The following is an 18,273-nucleotide window of genomic DNA, read 5'->3' on the forward strand; positions in this document are numbered from 1 at the left end:
CGCCCACCCCCTTTACGCCGTTCCCGTTTTAAATGTCGAACGGGCGAACAAAGGTTTCGCCGCAATGCACAATTAAGACATTGACAGGCAGCGTGGAACGGCGCTTCTGGATAGGCATTTGACAAACGGCAAACGCCGGCAGGCGGGCACGAGAAGACAGTTTCCGGGAATCAGGACCATGAGCAAGACGGACTTCATAGGCAAGGCATCGACCGCCGCAGGCGGCTGGGGCGCACTCAAAAGCGTCGGCAAACGCCTTCTTGAATCCGGTGCCCCGATTTCCGGCGCCCGCACACTTTTGAAGACCAACCAGCCGGACGGATTCGACTGCCCGGGCTGCGCCTGGGGCGACCCGGAACACGGCTCCTCTTTCGAGTTCTGCGAAAACGGCGTCAAGGCGGTGTCATGGGAGGCGACGGAAGCCCGCGTGCCGCCGGACTTCTTCGCCAGCCGCACCGTCTCGGAACTGCGCAGCTGGTCCGACTACGATCTGGAAAAACAGGGCCGCCTCACCCACCCCATGCGTTATGACCGGGCGAGCGACAGATATCTGCCCGTCTCCTGGGACGATGCCTTCGCCGAAATCGGCCGTATCCTCAACAGTCTCGACAGCCCGGACCGAGCGGAGTTCTACACCTCCGGCCGCGCCTCCAACGAGGCTGCCTTCCTCTATCAGCTGATGGTCCGGCTTTACGGCACCAACAATTTCCCCGACTGTTCCAACATGTGCCACGAAGCGAGCGGCGTCGGCCTGAAGGCTTCGATCGGCGTCGGCAAAGGCACCGTGCTACTTGAGGATTTCGAGCAGACGGACGCCATTTTCGTCATCGGGCAAAATCCCGGCACCAACCATCCCCGCATGCTGGGCGACCTGCGCCGCGCCGCGCTTCGCGGCGCCCGCATCGCCGTCTTCAACCCCATCCGTGAAAAGGGGCTGGAGCGCTTTGCCGACCCGCAGGACAAGGTGGAGATGATTACCGGCGGCAGCACCCGCATCGCCACCAATTATTACCAGCCGCGCCAGGGCGGCGACATGGCGGCCGTGCGCGGCATGAGCAAGGCGGTCTTCGCCGCCGACGATGCCGCAAGGGCGGCGGGCGAACCCGCCATCATCGATTACGACTTCATCGCCGAACATGCGGCGGAGTTCGAGGCCTATCGCGCCGCCGTCGATGCGACGAGCTGGGAAAGCATTCTCGACCAGTCCGGCCTCACCCGCGCGGAGATCGAGGAAGCGGCCCGTATCTACATGAATGCCGGTTCCGTCATCGCCACCTGGGCCATGGGCGTCACCCAGCACAAGCATTCGGTCATTATCGTTCGCGAGATCACCAATTTCATGCTGCTGCGCGGCAATGTCGGCCGTCCGGGTGCCGGCCTTTGCCCGGTGCGCGGCCATTCCAACGTGCAGGGCGACCGCACCGTCGGTATCGACGAAAAAGCCCCGCCCGCACTTCTCGACGCGCTGGAAAAGGAACTCGGCGTCCCGATGCCGCGCAAGCCCGGCCACAATACCGTCGAAGCCGTCGCTGCGATGCTGGACGGCGAGGCTCAGACTTTCATCGCGCTCGGCGGCAATTTCATGCGCGCGACGCCCGACAGCCCACTGATCGTCAAGGCTTTCGAAAAGCAGAAGCTGACCGTCAACATCGCCACCAAGCTCAACCATTCGCATCTGGTGCCGGGCGAAACCTCCTTCGTGCTGCCCTGTCTCGGCCGAACCGAAATCGACCGCAATTCGGCCGGCCGCTCGCAGATCGTCACGGTGGAAGATTCCATGAGCATGGTGCACGGTTCCGGCGGCATCAACCCGCCGGCCTCGGATGAGCTGCGTTCGGAAGTCGCCATCGTCGCCGGTATCGCCGAGGCGACGCTTGGCAATGCCCAAGTCGACTGGAAGGCGCTTGCCGATGATTACGATCTCATCCGCGACATGATCGAGCGGGTCATTCCCGGCTTCGATAATTTCAACGAGCGCGTCCGCGTGCCGCGCGGTTTTCATCTGCGCAACGCGGCAGCCGAACGGGAGTGGAACACGCCGGCGAAAAAGGCCACCTTCTATAGCGGTCCGCTGCCCGAACAGACCGAACACCAGCAGGCGCTCACGCGCGATGACCTGTTCGTATTGCAGACCTTCCGCAGCCACGATCAATACAACACCACGATCTACGGCATGGATGACCGTTATCGCGGCGTCTATGGCGAGCGCCACGTCATTTTCATGAATCCGAAGGACATGGAAGCGCTCGGCGCCCATTCCCGCCAGCGCGTCGATGTCATCGGCGAATATGGCGACGGCGTGGAACGCATTGCGCGGAATTTCCGGCTGGTGCCCTATAATATTCCGCAGGGCAGCGTCGGCGGTTATTATCCGGAACTGAACGTGCTGGTGCCGCTGTCGAGCTATGGCGAGGGCAGTTTCACGCCGACATCGAAATCGGTGCTCGTCTCCGTTCGCCTGCGCCCGGATGCCTCCTGATGGAAGAGGAGCAATCCACTGCGGCGTTCATGGCGGCGGTGGAGCGGGTTCAGGAAAGCGCCTCACAGGCGCAGACCGCCACGGGTGCAGCGATCCTTCTTTCGGTTTATCTGAACATCGCCGCTGACAGCCGCAGCATCGCCAACCGGCTGGGGCTTGCACACGCCCTCATTCTGCGCGAAATCACTGCCCTGTCGCCACGTTTCGTACGGGTGACAAAACGCGATGCCCGCACCCAGCGCAGCTTTCTGGAGGCAACCGAAGAAGGACAGGCCCTTGCGGCGGCGTCCCTGCGGATTTGAAACGAACGGAGCATTCCTTGGCAACCAGGCCGATCCTGCCCTACCCCCATCCCGGCTTGTCCGAAATCTGTCCGCCGGTCACGGCTTTCGACGGGCAATTGCAGGAGCTGGTGACGGACCTGATCGACACGATGCGCGCCGCGCCCGGAGTCGGCATCACCGCCGCCCATATCGGCGTTAAGCAGCGAGTTTTCGTGCTGGAGCTGACACCGGGAACCGTGCTTACCTACATCAACCCTGAAGTCGTCAGCCAATCCACGCAGACCATGCGCCATGTGGAGGGCAGCGTCTCCATGCCGGGCTTTACCGACGAGGTGGAGCGGCCTTACGAAATCGAGGTGAGATTTCAGGACATAGCCGGCGGCGAACACCGGCAGACCGCCGAGGGATTTCACGCCATCTGCATCCAGCACGAGATCGACCAGCTGGACGGCATTTTCTGGCTGAAGCGCCTCTCGAAGCTCAAGCGCGACCGGCTGGTGAAAAAATGGGAAAAATCCCGGAAATCCTGATGGTCAGCCGGTAATCGACAGCGCAAATTCCGCATCGCCCTTCAGCGTGTTGCTGACGGTGCAGATATCCTCGGCCATATGGGCGATGGCGCTGCGCGTGGCCTCATCGAAATCCCCCTTTATCTCGATCCGGACATCGAAATGCACGATCCGCGACGGCTCCTCCTCAGCCTTTTCGCCGGATACATGCACCGTAACCTTTTCGAACCGATCGAGCACGCCCATGCGGCTCGCCGCAATCCGGGCGCTGAGCGCCAGACAGGCCGACAGCGACGAATAAAGAAGATCGAGCGGATTGAAACCCGGCTCCGAGGCCGCCGTCACCACCGTCAGAGCGCCTCCGGTGGCCGTGACGACATCGGGATGCCCGAGACGGCCAAGAGTGACGACAGCGCCCGTCGGCCGCTTTTTAACCCTGAACTGATTCATGCCCGACCTCACACCGCGATTTCACCCGATGGAACCAAAATTAGCCTCGCGCTTTTACTCACGCAACGGTGAACGACCGTTGAGTATTGATTGAAAAGGGAGCTGGGACATATGGTTACATCTACGCTCGTCAGCATTCTGATCACCTTCCTGGTGATTGTGCTCGTCTTGTGGCTTATCGCGCGACTGCCGGTCGGCGGCGGTGCGAAACAGATCGCACAGGTGATCGTCATCATCATCGGCATTATTTCGCTGCTGAAATATCTCGCCGTCTTCTGATGTCCCCGCACGGTGCAGACGAAAAAAGGCGGCGAAAGCCGCCTCTTTTTATGCGCGGTTTTCACCCCGTCCGGTCGCTATTGCCGAGGCTCGAACTGATAGGTTTTTTTCAGGGTAATATCCCGAACGCTGCCAATGCCCAGAAACGGCGTATTGTCGGCATCAAAAATCGCCCTGCCCTTCGCCACAATCCACCGGTCCGACCCGTCCGGCAGATTGACTTTGTAGCGCTGGTCGAAAAACACACCGGTAGTGATGCTTTCAAAAATGGCCTGCGCCACCTGATCGCGCATCTCGACATCGATTCTTTCGAGAATCTCCTCGATCGTCACCCCGCGTGACGCAACCGGCTCCGAAAACCCGTGGCATTCCGCAGTGACCGCATCCATGATCAGCCTGTTGTCGGAAATGCTCCACATGTAATAGCCAAGCGCATTGTCTGAATCCGTTTTGTCCCCCAGCACGAAAACCCCCAGACATATTTTCCTGACAAAAGCTAACATCGGACCTCTAATATTCCACCCCTCGTTTTTGTAGGGGGGAACCGCACGACTACTGCAGCGTGCATCGATATCCACCGAAATTTGACGATGGCCGAATCCAGCTAGAGCATTTCCAGTAAAAGTGCGTAGCGGTTTTACGTCTGGAAATGCGAAAAAACAAAGCGATGGAGCATGTCCGACGATTCCGTTTTGACCGGACGTGCTCCAGGGTTCCGAAATGGACGATAAATTTCAAAGAGGCATCGCAAAACCACCTGGCTGCGCCTACATGGCTTATGATGACATGTCGAAGGAGTTCAATATGGTGCGAGCCGCCCTCACTTTCGGATTGCTGACCGCAACCGTCTTTCTGGCCGGGTGCCAGACGTGGCATAGTCCATATCGTGGAAACGAGTGGCGCATGGATCAGGTCATGGACGGTGACCCCTACCGTGTCGGTGACGGCCAGCGCAACCGACGCTGATCCACCTCGTCCATTCAATTCGAACGGCGGCAGGTCGATAATTTGCCGCCGTTAATTCATGGCGCTCTGGCCGCGGGCTAAAGCAGATTGGCGTGGCTTGGGGCACATCCAATACGGTCCAACGAACCGGGGACAGGAAACAGAAGGCAAGCTAAACGGCTGGCCAAAAAAGAAAAAACCCGCCGAAGCGGGTTTCTTTGGTGCGGTCGAGAAGACTCGAACTTCCACGGGTTGCCCCACAGCGACCTCAACGCTGCGCGTCTACCAATTCCGCCACGACCGCATCGTGGTAGGCGTCGACTTGCGCCGACGGGGGTGCATGTAGCAAAAGGATTTTCGGTGCACAAGAGCGTCGTGACAGTTTTTTGAAATTAAAAATCGCACCGCACCATCCTATATGCAGGAAGCCCGGAAATGCTGGGGTTGCGGCCTTGTCGCCATTTTGCGAGAAGGCTGTGGAAAGGACTTTTTCATGCTCACACGCACCGATATCGAGACAAACATGCTGCCCGCCGCCGGATCACCGCCCGTACGCTGGCGAATCTCGGAAGGCCTCGTCCCCTATGAACAGGCGATTGAGGAAATGGAGCGTGAAGTCGCCGCCATCGCCAGCGGCGAGGCCGACGAACTCGTCTGGCTTCTGGAACACCCGCCGCTCTATACCGCCGGCACCAGCGCCGACGCCGCCGATCTTATAGAGCCGGAGCGTTTCCCCGTCTTCGCCACGGGTCGTGGCGGCGAATATACCTATCACGGGCCGGGACAGCGGGTCGTCTATGTCATGCTCGACCTGAAGCGGCGGCGGCAGGATGTCCGCGCCTATGTGGCGGCGCTGGAGGATGTCATCATCCGCACGCTCGACAAGATGAATGTGCGTGGCGAGCGGCGCGAGGATCGCGTCGGCGTCTGGGTCAGGCGTCCGGAAAAACCGCTGCTTCCCGATGGCGGCATGGCCGAAGACAAGATCGCGGCACTTGGCATCAGGCTGCGCAAATGGGTGAGCTTCCACGGGCTCTCGATCAACGTCGATCCAGACCTCTCGCATTTTTCCGGCATCGTTCCCTGCGGCATCAGCGCCTATGGCGTCACCAGCCTTGTCGATCTTGGATTGCCGGTTATGATCGGCGACGTCGACGTTCTGCTGCGCGAGGCCTTTGAGGAGGTGTTTGGCGAGGCAGTGTCCGAAACCGGCGCAAGCGGCTGATCCCACCGCAACCTTTGCCGCAGGCCGGTGTTTCCAGCATCGATCACCACAAGAGGAGGAGCGATCATGTTCACAACGTCCGCCTATGCCTGCGATGACGGTTCTTCGCCGATGAAGCTCGCGACCATCAAGCGTCGCGATCCAGGTCCGCGCGATGTCGAAATCGAGATCGAATTCTGTGGCGTCTGCCACTCCGATATCCACACTGCCCGCAGCGAATGGCCGGGCTCCCTCTATCCCTGCGTTCCCGGCCACGAAATCATCGGCCGCGTCGGGCGGGTGGGCTCACAGGTCACCCGGTTCAAGGCGGGCGACCGCGTCGGCGTCGGCTGTATCGTCGATAGCTGCCGGGAATGCGCAAGCTGCGCCGAGGGGCTGGAGCAATATTGCGAAAACGGCATGACCGGCACCTATAATTCGCCCGACAAAGCGATGGGCGGCGGCGCGCATACGCTCGGCGGTTATTCCGCCCACGTCGTCGTCGACGACCGTTACGTCCTCAACATTCCCGAAGGCCTCGATCCGGCGGCGGCAGCACCCCTGCTCTGCGCGGGTATCACCACCTATTCGCCGCTGCGTCACTGGAATGCCGGACCCGGCAAGCGTGTCGGCGTCGTCGGTCTCGGCGGTCTTGGCCATATGGCGGTCAAGCTCGCCAATGCCATGGGCGCAACCGTGGTGATGATCACCACCTCGCCCGCCAAAGCGGAAGACGCGAAAAAGCTCGGCGCCCACGAGGTGATCGTCTCGCGCGATGCCGAGCAGATGAAGAAGGCCGCTTCGAGCCTCGATCTCATCATCGACGCCGTGGCCGCCGACCACGACATCAACGCCTATCTGGCGCTGCTGAAACGCGATGGCGCGCTGGTGCAGGTGGGCGCACCGGAAAAGCCGCTCTCGGTTATGGCCTTCAGCCTCATTCCCGGCCGCAAGACCTTTGCCGGCTCGATGATCGGCGGCATTCCCGAGACGCAGGAAATGCTGGATTTCTGCGCCGAAAAAGGCATCGCCGCCGAAATCGAGATGATCGATATCGATCAGATCAACGACGCTTATGAACGCATGATAAAAAGCGATGTGCGTTATCGTTTCGTCATTGATATGAAGAGCCTGCCGCGCCAGAAGGCCGCCTGACCCCGGAAGGGGGGCGACCTTTCGGGCGTCCCCTCTCCCGTTGGACCTTTTGGTCGAAAGCGCAGCCTGACCCATGACTCCCCGATCCATGACCAGCCAGACCGGTTTCAACGATATCGCCAAGGGCATGACCATCATGGCGGGTTGCATGCTGGTGCTGCCGGTCATGGATGCGATTGCCAAATATATGGCGGTGAGCGGCGGCATGTCGCCGGCGCAGGTGACCTTCTACCGCTTCTTTTTCCAGGTGCTCTGCACCCTGCCGCTGCTGCTCGTGGTGTCGCCCAGGGCGCTGTTCAGCGCCAAGCGGCCGTGGATGAACTGCCTGCGCGGCGTGCTGCACGCCTCGGCCAGCCTGATGTTCTTCGCCGCCGTTAAATATATGCCGCTCGCCGATGTCTTCGCGATCTATTTCGTCGAGCCTTTCATGCTGACGATGATGTCGGCCCTCTTCCTCGGCGACAAGGTGGGCTGGAAGCGCTGGACGGCGATTGCGGTCGGGTTCGGCGGCGCGCTGATCGTCATACAGCCCAGCTTCGAAATCTTCGGCTGGACATCGCTTCTGCCGGTCGCATGCGCCTTTCTTTATACGCTCTACCTCTTCCTGAACCGCGCCATCGGCGATGCCGACAGCCCGCTGGTCATGCAGACAATGTCCGGCATTGCGGGGACCGTGTTCATGGGGGCCGCACTTTTCGCCGGCGATGCGCTGGGCGACAAGGATTTTGCCGTCTCGCTGCCGCAATCCGGCTTCGCACTTGCCCTGCTCGTATTGTTGGGGTCGATATCCGGCTACATGCACCTGTTGATCGTCAGGGCCTTCCGGCTGGCGCCGCTCTCTCTGCTGGCGCCGTTCCAGTATTTCGAGATCATCTCGGCGACGATTCTCGGTTATGCGCTGTTTTCGGATTTCCCGACGCCGTCGAAATGGCTCGGCATCCTCATCATCGTCGCATCCGGCCTGTTCATCATCTGGCGCGAGCGCCAGCAGGCCGGTGCGACCCCACCGCTTGACGGGCAGTGACAGCCGACACCTGACATGCCTCAACCGTTCGAGGGCAGCGGCCCTTCGTCGTGATGGTCCTGCGCCTCCACGAGACTGCCGAGCAGCCAGAGGGAAACCTCGGCCGCCTCTCCGGCCGATTTGAAGCGGTATGAGCCGCTATATTTCGGCATGTCGAAAAAGGTGACGACGAAACCGTCGCCGCTCTCAAGACTTTCGACCCGGATGCGCTCGGGATCGATCATCACGCACACATAATGCGATCCCATATTGCGCATGAAGCCGGCCTTGTTGTCGTGCAGCCGCACGAAGGCCGCGCCGCCATCCGCCGTCATATGCAGACTTCTGATCGCCTCATTGGGAAACGCGCGGGCGAAATCCATGATCGCCTGCCCCACATCATGACTGTTATCCTCATCCGTCGCCCGCGACATGCGCCAGGCATAAACAGCGAAGACCGAAAGCAGCACGAAAACGATAATCCAGATCGCAATACTCATCCGGGACGCTCCCTCAGCATCGAAACATCAAGATTCGCGAATCGAAACGATGCGAACCCGGTTCAGGTTCATATAGACCGAGGCTTGTGTGAAGTGTGGCTTTGCGGGATCGACGTCGTTTCACCGCCTGGCGCGATCCGCGCCATCAGAAACGCTTGAGGAAGGAAGCCTTTGCCAGCAGCCATTGCCGGCGAAGCTGCGACAGTTGCAGGTCGCCGTCGAATACGCCGCTCCCCGCCTTTCTGGCAGCAGCGATGACCGGCCCGGACAGGGCGACGGGAAGATAGGCGGCAAAGACATTTTTCGAAATCTTCGAGCGTCTCGCCTTCTCGATATGATCCAGCGCATGGGCCGCGAAAATTTCGATGGCGATGCCGATGCGTTGCCTGTCCTGCCCTTCAAGAAAGGTCTCGCGGTCGAGCCCGGCCGCAGCCAGCATATCGGCGGGAATATAGACCTGCCCGCGACGCCGGTGCAGCGGCATGAGCAGCAGCATGCCGGCCATGGCCTGCGCTACGCCCGCGTGACCTGCCGCCTCCGCACTGGATGCGGCGTCTTCAGCGGAAAGGACGAGACTTGCAAGCTGGATCAATGCGGATGCGGTCTCTCCGGCATAACCTTCCAGTGCATTGCGATCCTCGAACAGGTCGTCATAGAGATCGAAGATACGCGCCTCGATCATATTGGCCAGAACCGGGCGCGGCAGGCGATAGTGCTCGATCGTCGTTAAAAGCGCTGCTGCCACCGGGTGCGACTGGCTGTCGCCGTGCGGATTGCCGTCGAGAAGATCGCGCCACCATTGCATGCGCACCTCGCCGGGCAGCGCTTCGCGCACGGAATCGCGGATGCGGGCGATTTCGGCATTGAAGGCGTATAGCGCGGCAAGCGCATTACGCCTGTCGGCAGGCGACAAAAGACAGGCGAGATAGCGGTCGCGATCGGTATCGCGCAGCGTCGCGAGGCAGACGTCGAGATTTTCTGTGGGTGCCATGGTTCCCCGCGCGAAACGTCCTGTCAGCCTTCGACGGCAATCAGCGCCGCAGCCACGGCGCGCGATTCCGACAGCATGATATTATAGGTGCGCACGGCGGCGCCCGTGCTCATCGGATCCACCGAAATGCCCGCCTCCTTGAAGGCGGTGCGCAACTCTTTCGGCAGGACCCGCATGCCGTCGCCCGTGCCGATCAGCAGCACTTCGATATCCTGCGCTTCCGCCAGAACCTTTTCGAAATGTCCGACCGTCAGTTCTTTCGCATCGACAGGCTCCCACCCATAGATGCCGGAAGGCAGGAGCAGAAGCGAACCGCGATGCGACATGTCGGCAAAACGGAACCCGCCATTGCCATAGGCATCGATGGGCGCCCGGCCGGGAAAATGGGCCGGGCGTATTTCAATCCCGCCGGCCATCAGACGGCAGGCTTGCCGCCAATGGCGCCGGTGTTGTTTTCTTTCTTGTCGTCCTTCTCGTCTTCCGCATCCTTGCTGTCAGGACGCAGCTTGAAGGCGATCAGCACCGGAGCGGCGATGTAGACCGAGGAGAACACGCCGATACCGACACCGAACAGCATGGCGAAGGTGAAGGAACGGATGACCTCGCCGCCGAAGAGATACAGTGCCAGCAGTGCCAGAAGTACGGTCAGACCGGTAAGGATCGTACGCGACAGAGTCTGGTTCAGCGACACGTCGATGATCATGGAAAGCGGCATCTTCTTGTATCGCCTAAGGTTTTCACGGACACGGTCGTAGATGACCACGGTATCGTTCAGCGAATATCCGATGATCGTAAGGATCGCCGCGATACTGGTCAGATTGAACTCTATCCCAAGGAAGACGAACAGGCCGATAGTGAAGACCACGTCGTGCACCATGGAGATGACCGCGCCGAGTGCAAACTGCCACTCGAAGCGAACCCAGATGTAGACCATGATCGCCGCCATGGCGAGCATAACGCCGATGGTGGAGGTAACGGTCAGGTCGCCGGAAACGGCAGGACCGACGACTTCCACGCGGCGGAAGTCGTATTTGTCCTCAAGCTCGCCGCGCACCATGGTGATGGCGGACTGCTCGGCATTTTCGCCGCCGTCCTGCGCCTGGATGCGGATGAGAACATCCTGCGGCGTACCGAAGTTCTGCGCCTGGATTTCACCGAGATTGAGCTGGTTCAGACGATCGCGAATATCGGCGAGATCGGCTTCACCCTGCTTGGCGCGCACTTCGATGACCGAACCGCCCTGGAAATCGATGCCGAGGTTCAGACCCTTGGCCACGAAACCGCCGACGCAGGCGAGCATGATGGCGCCGGTGATCATGAACACCACGCGGCGATAACGCATGAAGGGAATGTCACGACCGTCGAACATGGCGGTGCGGACACCCTTCGGCAGGTGTTTCGGACGGCTGCGGCGAACCCAGTAGCCGAACATCCACGCCGTCAGCGTATAGGCCGTAAAGACGGTGGTGATGATACCGACGGCCAGCGTGACCGCAAAGCCCTTCACCGGACCAGTGCCCATGTAGAACAGCACGCTTGCCACGATCAGCGTCGTCAGGTTGGCGTCGATAATGGTCGCAAAGGCGCGGGTGAAGCCGTTATCCAATGACTGGATCAGCGGTTTACCGCTCTTCACCTCCTCGCGTATTCGCTCATAGATCAGAACGTTCGAATCCACGGCCATGCCGATGGTCAGGACGATACCGGCAATACCCGGCAAGGTCAGCGTCGATCCGATCACACTCAGCACAGCGAGCAGCATGATGACGTTGACGATGAGGGCGATATTCGCCAGCAGGCCGAAGAAGCCATAAAAGACGAACATGAAGATGAGGACGCCGACCGCGCCGATGGCGCTGGCCGTCAGGCCGGCGGTGATGGAGTCGTTACCGAGGCTCGGGCCGACGGTGCGTTCTTCAACCACGGTCAGCGTGGCCGGCAGCGCGCCGGCGCGCAGCAGAACCGCGAGATCGTTGGCGCCCTGTACCGAGAAATTACCTGAAATCTGTCCCGAACCACCGATGATCGGCTCGCGGATGACAGGTGCTGAAATGACCTGGTTATCGAGCACGATGGCGAAGGGCTTGCCGACATTCTGTTGCGTCGCCTGCGCGAAGCGCTGCGCGCCGCGGCTGTCGAAGCGGAAGGTGACGACGGGTTCGTTGGTCTGCTGGTTGAAGCTTGCCTGCGCGTCGACGAGATTATCGCCGGAAACGAGCGCACGGCGCTCCACCAGATAGGGAACCGGCGGATCGTCCTGCGAATAAAGAACTTCCGACGTTGCGGGAGGACGGCCGTTCATGGCTTCCTGTACCGGCATCGTCGTATCGACCATGCGGAAGGACAGCTTTGCCGTCTGGTTCAGAAGCGATTTCAGGCGCTGCGGATCCTGAAGGCCGGGCACCTGCACGATGATGCGGTCCGAACCCTGACGCTGGATAAGCGGCTCGGTGGTGCCGACTTCGTCAACGCGACGGCGCACGACTTCGATGGATTGCGAAACGGCGGATGACAGGCGGTAGTCGATGCCTTCATCCGTCAGGTTGAGCCTGAGCAGATTGTCGCCGCCGTCATTCATCGTCACTTCGGTGATGGAGCCGCCGACCAGCGTGCCGGCGGACACCGGCTGCGTCAGGTCGCGAAGCGCGGTCTTGGCGGCTTCCACCTGAGCGGGATCGCTGATGCGGACCTGAATCTGCTGGCCGTTGCCGGTAAGCCCCGAATAGCGGATGTTGGCGTCGCGAAGCTGCGTGCGCACATCGCCGACGATCGTTTCAAGCCGTTCCTTAACGATGTCGGAACGCTCGATCTTGAGCATGATGTGCGAACCGCCCTGAAGGTCGAGACCGAGCGTTACCTTGTTGTCCTTGTACCAGGCAGGCATGCCCTCCAGCTGTTTGTCCGTAAACAGGTTGGGAGAGGCGATAAAGACGCTTGCCAGCACAAGCAGCCAGATGAAGACTGTTTTCCAACGGGAAAAATGAAGCATTTCGATCTCGGTCAGGGTTGGGGTCGCGCTGTGCGCAACCCGTCAAAATTCGCAATCGGGCATTCGATAATCCGGCAGGATCAGGAAGCGGCTTCCGTCTTGACCACTTCGCCCTTCACACGCACTTCGGCAATGTAGGCACGGGCGGCACGGATTTTCACGCCTTCGGCGATTTCGACTTCGAGTTCATTGTCATCGATGACCTTGGTCACCTTGCCGACGATGCCGCCGCCAAGAACGACCTGATCGCCACGGCGAATATTGGTCAGCGTTTCCTGGCGCTTCTTCATCTGCGCGCGCTGCGGGCGGATAAGGAAAAAGTACCAGACCACCATAAGCGGCGCAAACAGGAAAAGCATTTCAAGGCCGGAACCGAAGGCCGATGCGCCGCCCGCTGCGTCCTGGGCAAAAGCTTGACTAATGAACATATAAAACTCCTCAGAATTACGGCACGACCTTGGATGCCGCCCCAGCTTTCAAGCCGCCGGAATATAGTGGGGAACGCCGGGATTGCAACAGATGCAGGGCCCACGCCGTACCGATTCCGGACCTCTTAACCTTTATGGGCCTGAAACGCCATGCTAGGCCGGGCGCAAAACAGAGTTTTGAACACCAGACAAGCGGAAGAAACACCATGATTCGAGAAGAAACGGCCTCCCTGCTTCTTTCAGAACTGCGCCGGCTCACCATCGCCGTGGAACGTCTGGCCGGGCCGGCGCCCGCCGTAAACGACTGGAATGCGGCCGATTGTTTCGTCTGGGCGCCAGTCAACTCCTTTATCCAGCCGGTTCCCCGCCCCAACCGTATCGCCCTGAAGCTGATCCGTGGCGTCGATCATGTCCGCGACATTCTCCACGAAAACACGCTGCGTTTCGCGGAAGGTTTTGCCGCCAATAACGTGCTGTTGTGGGGCGCGCGCGGCATGGGCAAATCCTCGCTGGTCAAGGCCGTTCACGAAGATGTGCGCGCGGCAAGCGGCGTTTCGCTGAAGTTGGTGGAAGTGCACCGCGAGGACATCCACACCCTGCCCGCTTTGCTCGATATATTGAAAGCCTCCGGCCATCGCGTCATCGTCTTCTGCGACGACCTCTCCTTCGACCATGACGATACGGCCTATAAATCGCTGAAGGCGGCGCTCGACGGCGGCATCGAAGGCCGGCCGGACAATGTGCTGTTTTATGCGACCTCCAACCGTCGCCATCTTCTGCCGCGCCACATGATGGAAAACGAGCAGTCCACCGCCATCAACCCTTCGGAAGCGGTGGAGGAGAAGGTTTCGCTTTCGGACCGTTTCGGCCTGTGGCTCGGTTTCCACAAATGCGGCCAGGACGATTATCTGACGATGATCGACAGCTATGCGGCGCATTTCGATCTGGGTCTGGACCGCGAAACGCTGCATCACGAGGCGCTGGAATGGGCGACCACGCGCGGCGGCCGCTCGGGCCGTGTCGCCTGGCAATATATTCAGGACGCCGCTGGCCGCCTCAGAAAACCGCTCGACAGATAACGCCACCGTGACATCGGGCGAAACGCGGTGTCGTTACGACCACACCGCGTGTCGTATTCCCGAACGCCACATCTCCCCTCACATGGTTTGCTGCACCCATGGAGTCACCTGTCTGCGGAGGAGCGGACAGGTACGGTGTTCAAACCATGGAGGAGATGGATATGAGCAGGAACAGAGGCGTCGTCTACATGCGGCCGGGTCAGGTCGAAGTTCGCGATATCGATGACCCGAAGCTTGAGGCGCCGGATGGACGCCGTATCGAGCACGGCGTCATTCTCAAGGTGATTTCCACAAACATCTGCGGCTCCGACCAGCATATGGTGCGCGGCCGCACCACGGCTATGCCGGGCCTCGTCCTCGGCCATGAAATCACCGGCGAAGTCATCGAAAAAGGCGTCGATGTCGAGATGCTGGAAATTGGCGATATCGTCTCGGTGCCCTTCAACGTCGCCTGCGGCCGCTGCCGCTGCTGCAAGTCGCAGGATACAGGCGTCTGCCTGACGGTGAACCCGTCCCGCGCCGGCGGCGCTTACGGTTATGTCGATATGGGCGGCTGGATCGGCGGACAGGCCCGTTATGTCACCATCCCCTATGCCGATTTCAACCTGCTGAAGTTCCCGGACCGCGACAAGGCGATGTCGAAGATTCGCGACCTCACCATGCTGTCCGACATTCTGCCGACCGGCTTCCACGGCGCGGTCAAGGCGGGCGTCGGCGTCGGCTCCACGGTCTATGTCGCGGGCGCCGGCCCGGTCGGCCTTGCCGCCGCCGCATCCGCCCGCATTCTGGGTGCTGCGGTCGTCATGATCGGCGATTTCAACAAGGATCGCCTTGCGCACGCGGCAAGAGTCGGTTTTGAACCCGTCGATCTTTCCAAGGGCGACCGGCTGGGCGACATGATCGCCGAAATCGTCGGCACCAACGAGGTGGATAGCGCCATCGACGCCGTCGGCTTCGAAGCGCGCGGCCATGCGGGCGGCGAACAGCCAGCCATCGTTCTCAACCAGATGATGGAAATCACCCGCGCCGCAGGTTCCATCGGCATTCCGGGCCTCTATGTCACCGAAGACCCCGGCGCAGTCGACGCGGCGGCGAAACAGGGCAGCCTGTCGCTGCGCTTCGGCCTCGGCTGGGCAAAGGCGCAATCCTTCCACACCGGCCAGACGCCGGTGCTGAAATATAACCGCCAGCTCATGCAGGCGATCCTGCATGACCGCCTGCCGATTGCCGATATCGTCAACGCCAAGATCATCGCACTCGACGATGCGGTGCAGGGCTATGAAAGCTTCGATCAGGGCGCGGCCACCAAGTTCGTCCTCGATCCGCATGGCGATCTGCTGAAGGCTGCCTGATACTTCAGCGGCATATGGCTGATCATCGTAAAAGCGCCCGCGACGGATATCGTCGCGGGCGTCCCTGTTTTCCAGCCATATCACCGCCCGGTGAAACCTACGGCTCCCCTACCAGCAGCGCTTCCAGCTCGGCTTTCGCTTCCGCGGAGAGATAGGGTCTGAACAGGCTTGAGACCTGCTTCAATCCCCAGTCCAGCTGCGGCGGACCGAACTCGGTGATGCCTTCCTGAAGATTGAGATAGGACGCCCAATAGGTGGAGACGATCCAGAGGTTTGTCAGAACGGCAGGCCGCTCTTCCTCGGGAATCGCGGCGAGGCCGGCTTTCTCCATGCGCGCGACGATATCGCCGACGGCAAGGCGCATCGCGGCGCTTATGGTTCGCACGGGCTCCACCAGCGCCGGGGCGGAAGAGACAAGACCGACCAGATCGCGAAACAGGAAACGATAGTCCCACACCAGCGAAAACCAGAGCCGCAGAAAACCGGCATAGGTTGCCGCCGCCCCTTCGTCGGCCCCGTCAATCTTTCCGACTATTGCCAGCGCATCGGCCTCGAACCGGGCAAACAGCGCCAGAACCAGCGCTTCCTTGGTGCGGAAGTGATAATAGAGATTGCCCTCATTGATCTCTACCGCCCTTGCGATTTCGGCGGTCGTCACGTGGTCGGGCCCGCGCTCGTTAAACAGAGTGAGAGCGGCGTCGAGAATTCTCTGGCGTGTGGGGCGTGCCGCCGTCCGCCCGGTACTGCTTTTCTTCATTGATTTCGAACCCGACCATTGAAATCTAAGGTATACACCTTAAATACTCACAATAAGGTATACACCTTAACAGGAAATGTAAGTGTTCAACGCGGACAAAGGACCTGTAAATGACCGGAACCGACCTTCGCACCGCCTCCCCGGATACGCCCGGAATCGCTCCCGTCTCCAAATTCGCAACAGCCCGCGTCGCGCTGTCGCTCATCCGCAATCCGCTGAAGGCTCTGCCACCGGAGATTTTCAGCGAGCCGGCGGTCTTTACCCGTCTCGGCGGCGTCATGCGGGTTCATCTTGCCGATCCCGCGCTTATCCATGAGGGGCTGGTCAAGAACGCCCATCTGCTCGGCAAGGGGGAAGATGTGCGCCGCGCCCTCGGCCCCGCGCTCGGCCAGGGGCTTCTGACGGCCGATGGCGATCACTGGAAGTGGCAAAGGCAATCCGTTGCCGCAGCGTTCCGGCACGAGAAGCTGCAGGAACTGCTGCCGGTCATGATCGACGCCGCGCGCCGCGCGCAAGAGCGCTGGCGCTCATCGCCTGCCGGCGACATCGATATCGGCCATGAGATGATGCGGACGACCTTCGACATCATCGTCGAAACCATGATGTCCGGCGGCCATGGGATCGATATCGGGCGTGTCGAGCAAAGCATCACCGATTATCTGAAACCCACGGGCTGGACCTTCGCACTCGCCATGCTGGGGGCACCGGAATGGCTTCCGCATCCGGGCCGTCGCAAGGCGCGCGCGGCGGTGGATTATCTTCGCTCCAGCCTTGCAACCGTCATTTCCGAAAGGCGACAAAATCCGATCGAGAGGAACGATCTGGTTTCCATGCTGCTCGAAGCGAAAGATCCGGAAACCGGGCGCATGATGAGCGACACGGAAATCATCGACAATCTCCTGACCTTCATCACCGCCGGGCATGAAACCACGGCCCTCGGCCTTGCCTGGACCTTCCATCTGCTCTCGCAAAACAGCGACGTGGAGCGCAAGGTCATCGACGAGATCGAAACCGTTACCGCAGGTGAACCGGTCGCGGCCGAACATATCGCCCGTCTGACCTATACCAGACAGGTATTTTCGGAAGCGATGCGGCTTTACCCACCCGCCCCTGTCGTGACACGCACGGCATTGCAGGACTTCAGGCTCGGCGAACACGATATCCCCGCCGGCACCGTTCTTTATGTGCCGATCTACGCCGTCCACCGGCACACAACACTGTGGGAAGAACCCGACCGCTTCGACCCCTCACGCTTCGAGCCCGAAAGGGTCAAGGCGCGCCACCGCTATGCCTATATGCCCTTCGGCGCTGGCCCGCGCGTCTGCATCGGCAACGCCTTTGCCATGATGGAGGCTGTCGCAATCCTTGCCGTGCTTTTGCAGAACGACCACCTCAGGAACAAAAGCCCGGCAAATACCGAGCCGCTGATGCGGGTCACCTTGCGGCCGGAAAACCGCCTGATGATGCAGGTGAGCAGCCGAAAAAACAAATCGCCCGCGGCGTAACCGCCACGGGCGACTGGTTCAGTGCGAAACTCCATCCGTCACCGGATGGTGACGATCACAGATCGACGTCGAGGATCGCCATGGAGAAGTTGTAGGAGCGGTCGCCGTCTTCGTCATCGATATAAACGACGCCGAGAAACTCTTCGCCAAGATACACTTCGGCGGAATCGTCCTTGCGCGGACGCGCCTTGACCACCATCGTCGGGTTGAAGGTGCGCTTGAAATAGGCGTCGAGTTTTTTGATTTCGTCGGCTTTCACCACTATTCTCCTGTGCGGTTCGCGTTGGCCCGCTTTTGGCATGGGACAAAGGCCAAAGTAAAGTGAAAGCGGCAAGTCATCCGTGTCTTCCACACGGACGACCGT

At 60.4% G+C, this 18,273-nt stretch carries 20 protein-coding genes and 1 tRNA gene; 11 read left to right on the top strand and 10 right to left on the bottom strand.

What is annotated here, in order from left to right; genetic code table 11:
- The first annotated feature begins 178 nt into the window (after positions 1 to 178).
- Genes L901_RS02590 through L901_RS02600 form a run of 3 tightly spaced genes read left to right on the top strand, consistent with a single transcriptional unit; the run spans position 179 to position 3,293 of the window.
- Positions 179 to 2,479, top strand: coding sequence for an FdhF/YdeP family oxidoreductase (locus L901_RS02590; RefSeq protein WP_059753093.1), 2,301 nt, complete (start codon positions 179 to 181; stop codon positions 2,477 to 2,479).
- Positions 2,479 to 2,781 (top strand): hypothetical protein, encoded by a 303-nt coding sequence (locus L901_RS02595; protein WP_059753095.1) that lies wholly within the window; start codon positions 2,479 to 2,481, stop codon positions 2,779 to 2,781. Before L901_RS02590 ends, L901_RS02595 begins: the two co-directional genes overlap by 1 nt.
- A 17-nt stretch (positions 2,782 to 2,798) precedes the next feature.
- A complete protein-coding gene (locus tag L901_RS02600) occupies positions 2,799 to 3,293 on the top strand; it encodes a peptide deformylase (RefSeq protein ID WP_059753097.1) in 495 nt (164 codons plus the stop codon).
- A 3-nt stretch (positions 3,294 to 3,296) separates the two neighbouring features.
- On the opposite strand, the gene L901_RS02605 is transcribed toward L901_RS02600, so the two are convergent.
- Complete coding sequence (locus L901_RS02605) at positions 3,297 to 3,722, bottom strand: OsmC family protein (protein ID WP_059753099.1); 426 nt, start codon at positions 3,720 to 3,722, stop codon at positions 3,297 to 3,299.
- 111 nt (positions 3,723 to 3,833) lie between these two features.
- Between L901_RS02605 and L901_RS25890 the strand changes: the two genes are divergently transcribed.
- Positions 3,834 to 4,001 carry a Thivi_2564 family membrane protein gene (locus tag L901_RS25890; protein ID WP_003502827.1) on the top strand — a complete coding sequence of 56 codons (168 nt, stop codon included), beginning with the start codon at positions 3,834 to 3,836 and terminating at the stop codon, positions 3,999 to 4,001.
- Positions 4,002 to 4,078: 77 nt separating this feature from the next.
- On the opposite strand, the gene L901_RS02610 is transcribed toward L901_RS25890, so the two are convergent.
- Positions 4,079 to 4,504, bottom strand: a complete 426-nt coding sequence (locus L901_RS02610) for a PAS domain-containing protein (RefSeq protein ID WP_020813199.1) — start codon at positions 4,502 to 4,504, stop codon at positions 4,079 to 4,081.
- Between the two features lie 217 nt (positions 4,505 to 4,721).
- On the opposite strand from L901_RS02610, the gene L901_RS02615 reads away from it, so the two are divergent.
- A complete protein-coding gene (locus tag L901_RS02615; RefSeq protein ID WP_197419689.1) occupies positions 4,722 to 4,967 on the top strand; it encodes a hypothetical protein in 246 nt (81 codons plus the stop codon).
- Between the two features lie 198 nt (positions 4,968 to 5,165).
- Here L901_RS02615 and L901_RS02620 read toward each other — a convergent pair.
- Positions 5,166 to 5,250 (bottom strand) — tRNA-Leu (locus tag L901_RS02620).
- Positions 5,251 to 5,439: 189 nt separating this feature from the next.
- On the opposite strand from L901_RS02620, the gene lipB reads away from it, so the two are divergent.
- From lipB to L901_RS02635, 3 genes are all read left to right on the top strand, one after another.
- Positions 5,440 to 6,171 (top strand): lipoyl(octanoyl) transferase LipB, encoded by a 732-nt coding sequence (lipB, locus tag L901_RS02625; RefSeq protein WP_059753104.1) that lies wholly within the window; start codon positions 5,440 to 5,442, stop codon positions 6,169 to 6,171.
- 66 nt (positions 6,172 to 6,237) lie between these two features.
- A complete protein-coding gene (locus L901_RS02630) occupies positions 6,238 to 7,305 on the top strand; it encodes an NAD(P)-dependent alcohol dehydrogenase (protein ID WP_059753106.1) in 1,068 nt (355 codons plus the stop codon).
- A gap of 88 nt (positions 7,306 to 7,393) precedes the next feature.
- Complete coding sequence (locus tag L901_RS02635; RefSeq protein ID WP_020810929.1) at positions 7,394 to 8,329, top strand: DMT family transporter; 936 nt, start codon at positions 7,394 to 7,396, stop codon at positions 8,327 to 8,329.
- 20 nt (positions 8,330 to 8,349) lie between these two features.
- On the opposite strand, the gene L901_RS02640 is transcribed toward L901_RS02635, so the two are convergent.
- The 5 genes from L901_RS02640 to yajC all read right to left on the bottom strand — a co-directional run bounded on the left by L901_RS02640 (position 8,350) and on the right by yajC (position 13,216).
- Positions 8,350 to 8,808, bottom strand: coding sequence for a hypothetical protein (locus L901_RS02640; RefSeq protein ID WP_059753108.1), 459 nt, complete (start codon positions 8,806 to 8,808; stop codon positions 8,350 to 8,352).
- Between the two features lie 145 nt (positions 8,809 to 8,953).
- Positions 8,954 to 9,799 (bottom strand): phytoene/squalene synthase family protein, encoded by an 846-nt coding sequence (locus L901_RS02645; protein ID WP_059753111.1) that lies wholly within the window; start codon positions 9,797 to 9,799, stop codon positions 8,954 to 8,956.
- A 23-nt stretch (positions 9,800 to 9,822) separates the two neighbouring features.
- Positions 9,823 to 10,215 (bottom strand): Mth938-like domain-containing protein, encoded by a 393-nt coding sequence (locus L901_RS02650; RefSeq protein WP_059753114.1) that lies wholly within the window; start codon positions 10,213 to 10,215, stop codon positions 9,823 to 9,825.
- Positions 10,215 to 12,788, bottom strand: coding sequence for a protein translocase subunit SecDF (gene secDF / locus L901_RS02655; RefSeq protein WP_059753115.1), 2,574 nt, complete (start codon positions 12,786 to 12,788; stop codon positions 10,215 to 10,217). Before secDF ends, L901_RS02650 begins: the two co-directional genes overlap by 1 nt.
- Positions 12,789 to 12,868: 80 nt before the next feature.
- Positions 12,869 to 13,216 carry a preprotein translocase subunit YajC gene (gene yajC, locus L901_RS02660; RefSeq protein ID WP_003524964.1) on the bottom strand — a complete coding sequence of 116 codons (348 nt, stop codon included), beginning with the start codon at positions 13,214 to 13,216 and terminating at the stop codon, positions 12,869 to 12,871.
- A 206-nt stretch (positions 13,217 to 13,422) separates the two neighbouring features.
- Between yajC and L901_RS02665 the strand changes: the two genes are divergently transcribed.
- Entirely contained in the window at positions 13,423 to 14,295 is an 873-nt protein-coding gene (locus L901_RS02665) for an ATP-binding protein (RefSeq protein ID WP_035262045.1), read from the top strand.
- A gap of 161 nt (positions 14,296 to 14,456) precedes the next feature.
- The gene (gene fdhA, locus L901_RS02670; protein WP_059753224.1) at positions 14,457 to 15,647 is read left to right on the top strand and encodes a formaldehyde dehydrogenase, glutathione-independent; all 1,191 of its coding nucleotides are present in this window, start codon (positions 14,457 to 14,459) and stop codon (positions 15,645 to 15,647) included.
- 97 nt (positions 15,648 to 15,744) lie between these two features.
- On the opposite strand, the gene L901_RS02675 is transcribed toward fdhA, so the two are convergent.
- Positions 15,745 to 16,404 (bottom strand): TetR/AcrR family transcriptional regulator, encoded by a 660-nt coding sequence (locus L901_RS02675; RefSeq protein ID WP_059753118.1) that lies wholly within the window; start codon positions 16,402 to 16,404, stop codon positions 15,745 to 15,747.
- 110 nt (positions 16,405 to 16,514) lie between these two features.
- Here L901_RS02675 and L901_RS02680 point away from each other — a divergent pair, with 110 nt between their 5' ends.
- Positions 16,515 to 17,909, top strand: a complete 1,395-nt coding sequence (locus L901_RS02680) for a cytochrome P450 (protein ID WP_059753121.1) — start codon at positions 16,515 to 16,517, stop codon at positions 17,907 to 17,909.
- Positions 17,910 to 17,964: 55 nt separating this feature from the next.
- Here L901_RS02680 and L901_RS02685 read toward each other — a convergent pair whose 3' ends face one another.
- Positions 17,965 to 18,168, bottom strand: coding sequence for a DUF3126 family protein (locus L901_RS02685; RefSeq protein WP_003524869.1), 204 nt, complete (start codon positions 18,166 to 18,168; stop codon positions 17,965 to 17,967).
- Positions 18,169 to 18,273 lie beyond the last annotated feature (105 nt).

It is taken from the genome of Agrobacterium sp. D14 (assembly GCF_001526505.1).
GTDB classification, from domain to species: Bacteria; Pseudomonadota; Alphaproteobacteria; order Rhizobiales; family Rhizobiaceae; genus Agrobacterium; species Agrobacterium leguminum.

What these genes read in the sequence shown, in the direction of transcription:
- L901_RS02680 (WP_059753121.1), top strand. Translation starts at nt 16,515, where the DNA reads ATGACCGGAACCGACCTTCGCACCGCCTCCCCGGATACGCCCGGAATC.
- L901_RS02605 (WP_059753099.1), bottom strand. Translation starts at nt 3,722, where the DNA reads ATGAATCAGTTCAGGGTTAAAAAGCGGCCGACGGGCGCTGTCGTCACT.
- lipB (WP_059753104.1), top strand. Translation starts at nt 5,440, where the DNA reads ATGCTCACACGCACCGATATCGAGACAAACATGCTGCCCGCCGCCGGA.
- L901_RS02615 (WP_197419689.1), top strand. Translation starts at nt 4,722, where the DNA reads ATGGACGATAAATTTCAAAGAGGCATCGCAAAACCACCTGGCTGCGCC.
- L901_RS02640 (WP_059753108.1), bottom strand. Translation starts at nt 8,808, where the DNA reads ATGAGTATTGCGATCTGGATTATCGTTTTCGTGCTGCTTTCGGTCTTC.
- L901_RS02675 (WP_059753118.1), bottom strand. Translation starts at nt 16,404, where the DNA reads ATGAAGAAAAGCAGTACCGGGCGGACGGCGGCACGCCCCACACGCCAG.
- fdhA (WP_059753224.1), top strand. Translation starts at nt 14,457, where the DNA reads ATGAGCAGGAACAGAGGCGTCGTCTACATGCGGCCGGGTCAGGTCGAA.
- yajC (WP_003524964.1), bottom strand. Translation starts at nt 13,216, where the DNA reads ATGTTCATTAGTCAAGCTTTTGCCCAGGACGCAGCGGGCGGCGCATCG.
- L901_RS02630 (WP_059753106.1), top strand. Translation starts at nt 6,238, where the DNA reads ATGTTCACAACGTCCGCCTATGCCTGCGATGACGGTTCTTCGCCGATG.
- L901_RS02665 (WP_035262045.1), top strand. Translation starts at nt 13,423, where the DNA reads ATGATTCGAGAAGAAACGGCCTCCCTGCTTCTTTCAGAACTGCGCCGG.
- L901_RS02650 (WP_059753114.1), bottom strand. Translation starts at nt 10,215, where the DNA reads ATGGCCGGCGGGATTGAAATACGCCCGGCCCATTTTCCCGGCCGGGCG.
- L901_RS02645 (WP_059753111.1), bottom strand. Translation starts at nt 9,799, where the DNA reads ATGGCACCCACAGAAAATCTCGACGTCTGCCTCGCGACGCTGCGCGAT.
- L901_RS02590 (WP_059753093.1), top strand. Translation starts at nt 179, where the DNA reads ATGAGCAAGACGGACTTCATAGGCAAGGCATCGACCGCCGCAGGCGGC.
- secDF (WP_059753115.1), bottom strand. Translation starts at nt 12,788, where the DNA reads ATGCTTCATTTTTCCCGTTGGAAAACAGTCTTCATCTGGCTGCTTGTG.
- L901_RS02635 (WP_020810929.1), top strand. Translation starts at nt 7,394, where the DNA reads ATGACCAGCCAGACCGGTTTCAACGATATCGCCAAGGGCATGACCATC.
- L901_RS02595 (WP_059753095.1), top strand. Translation starts at nt 2,479, where the DNA reads ATGGAAGAGGAGCAATCCACTGCGGCGTTCATGGCGGCGGTGGAGCGG.
- L901_RS25890 (WP_003502827.1), top strand. Translation starts at nt 3,834, where the DNA reads ATGGTTACATCTACGCTCGTCAGCATTCTGATCACCTTCCTGGTGATT.
- L901_RS02610 (WP_020813199.1), bottom strand. Translation starts at nt 4,504, where the DNA reads ATGTTAGCTTTTGTCAGGAAAATATGTCTGGGGGTTTTCGTGCTGGGG.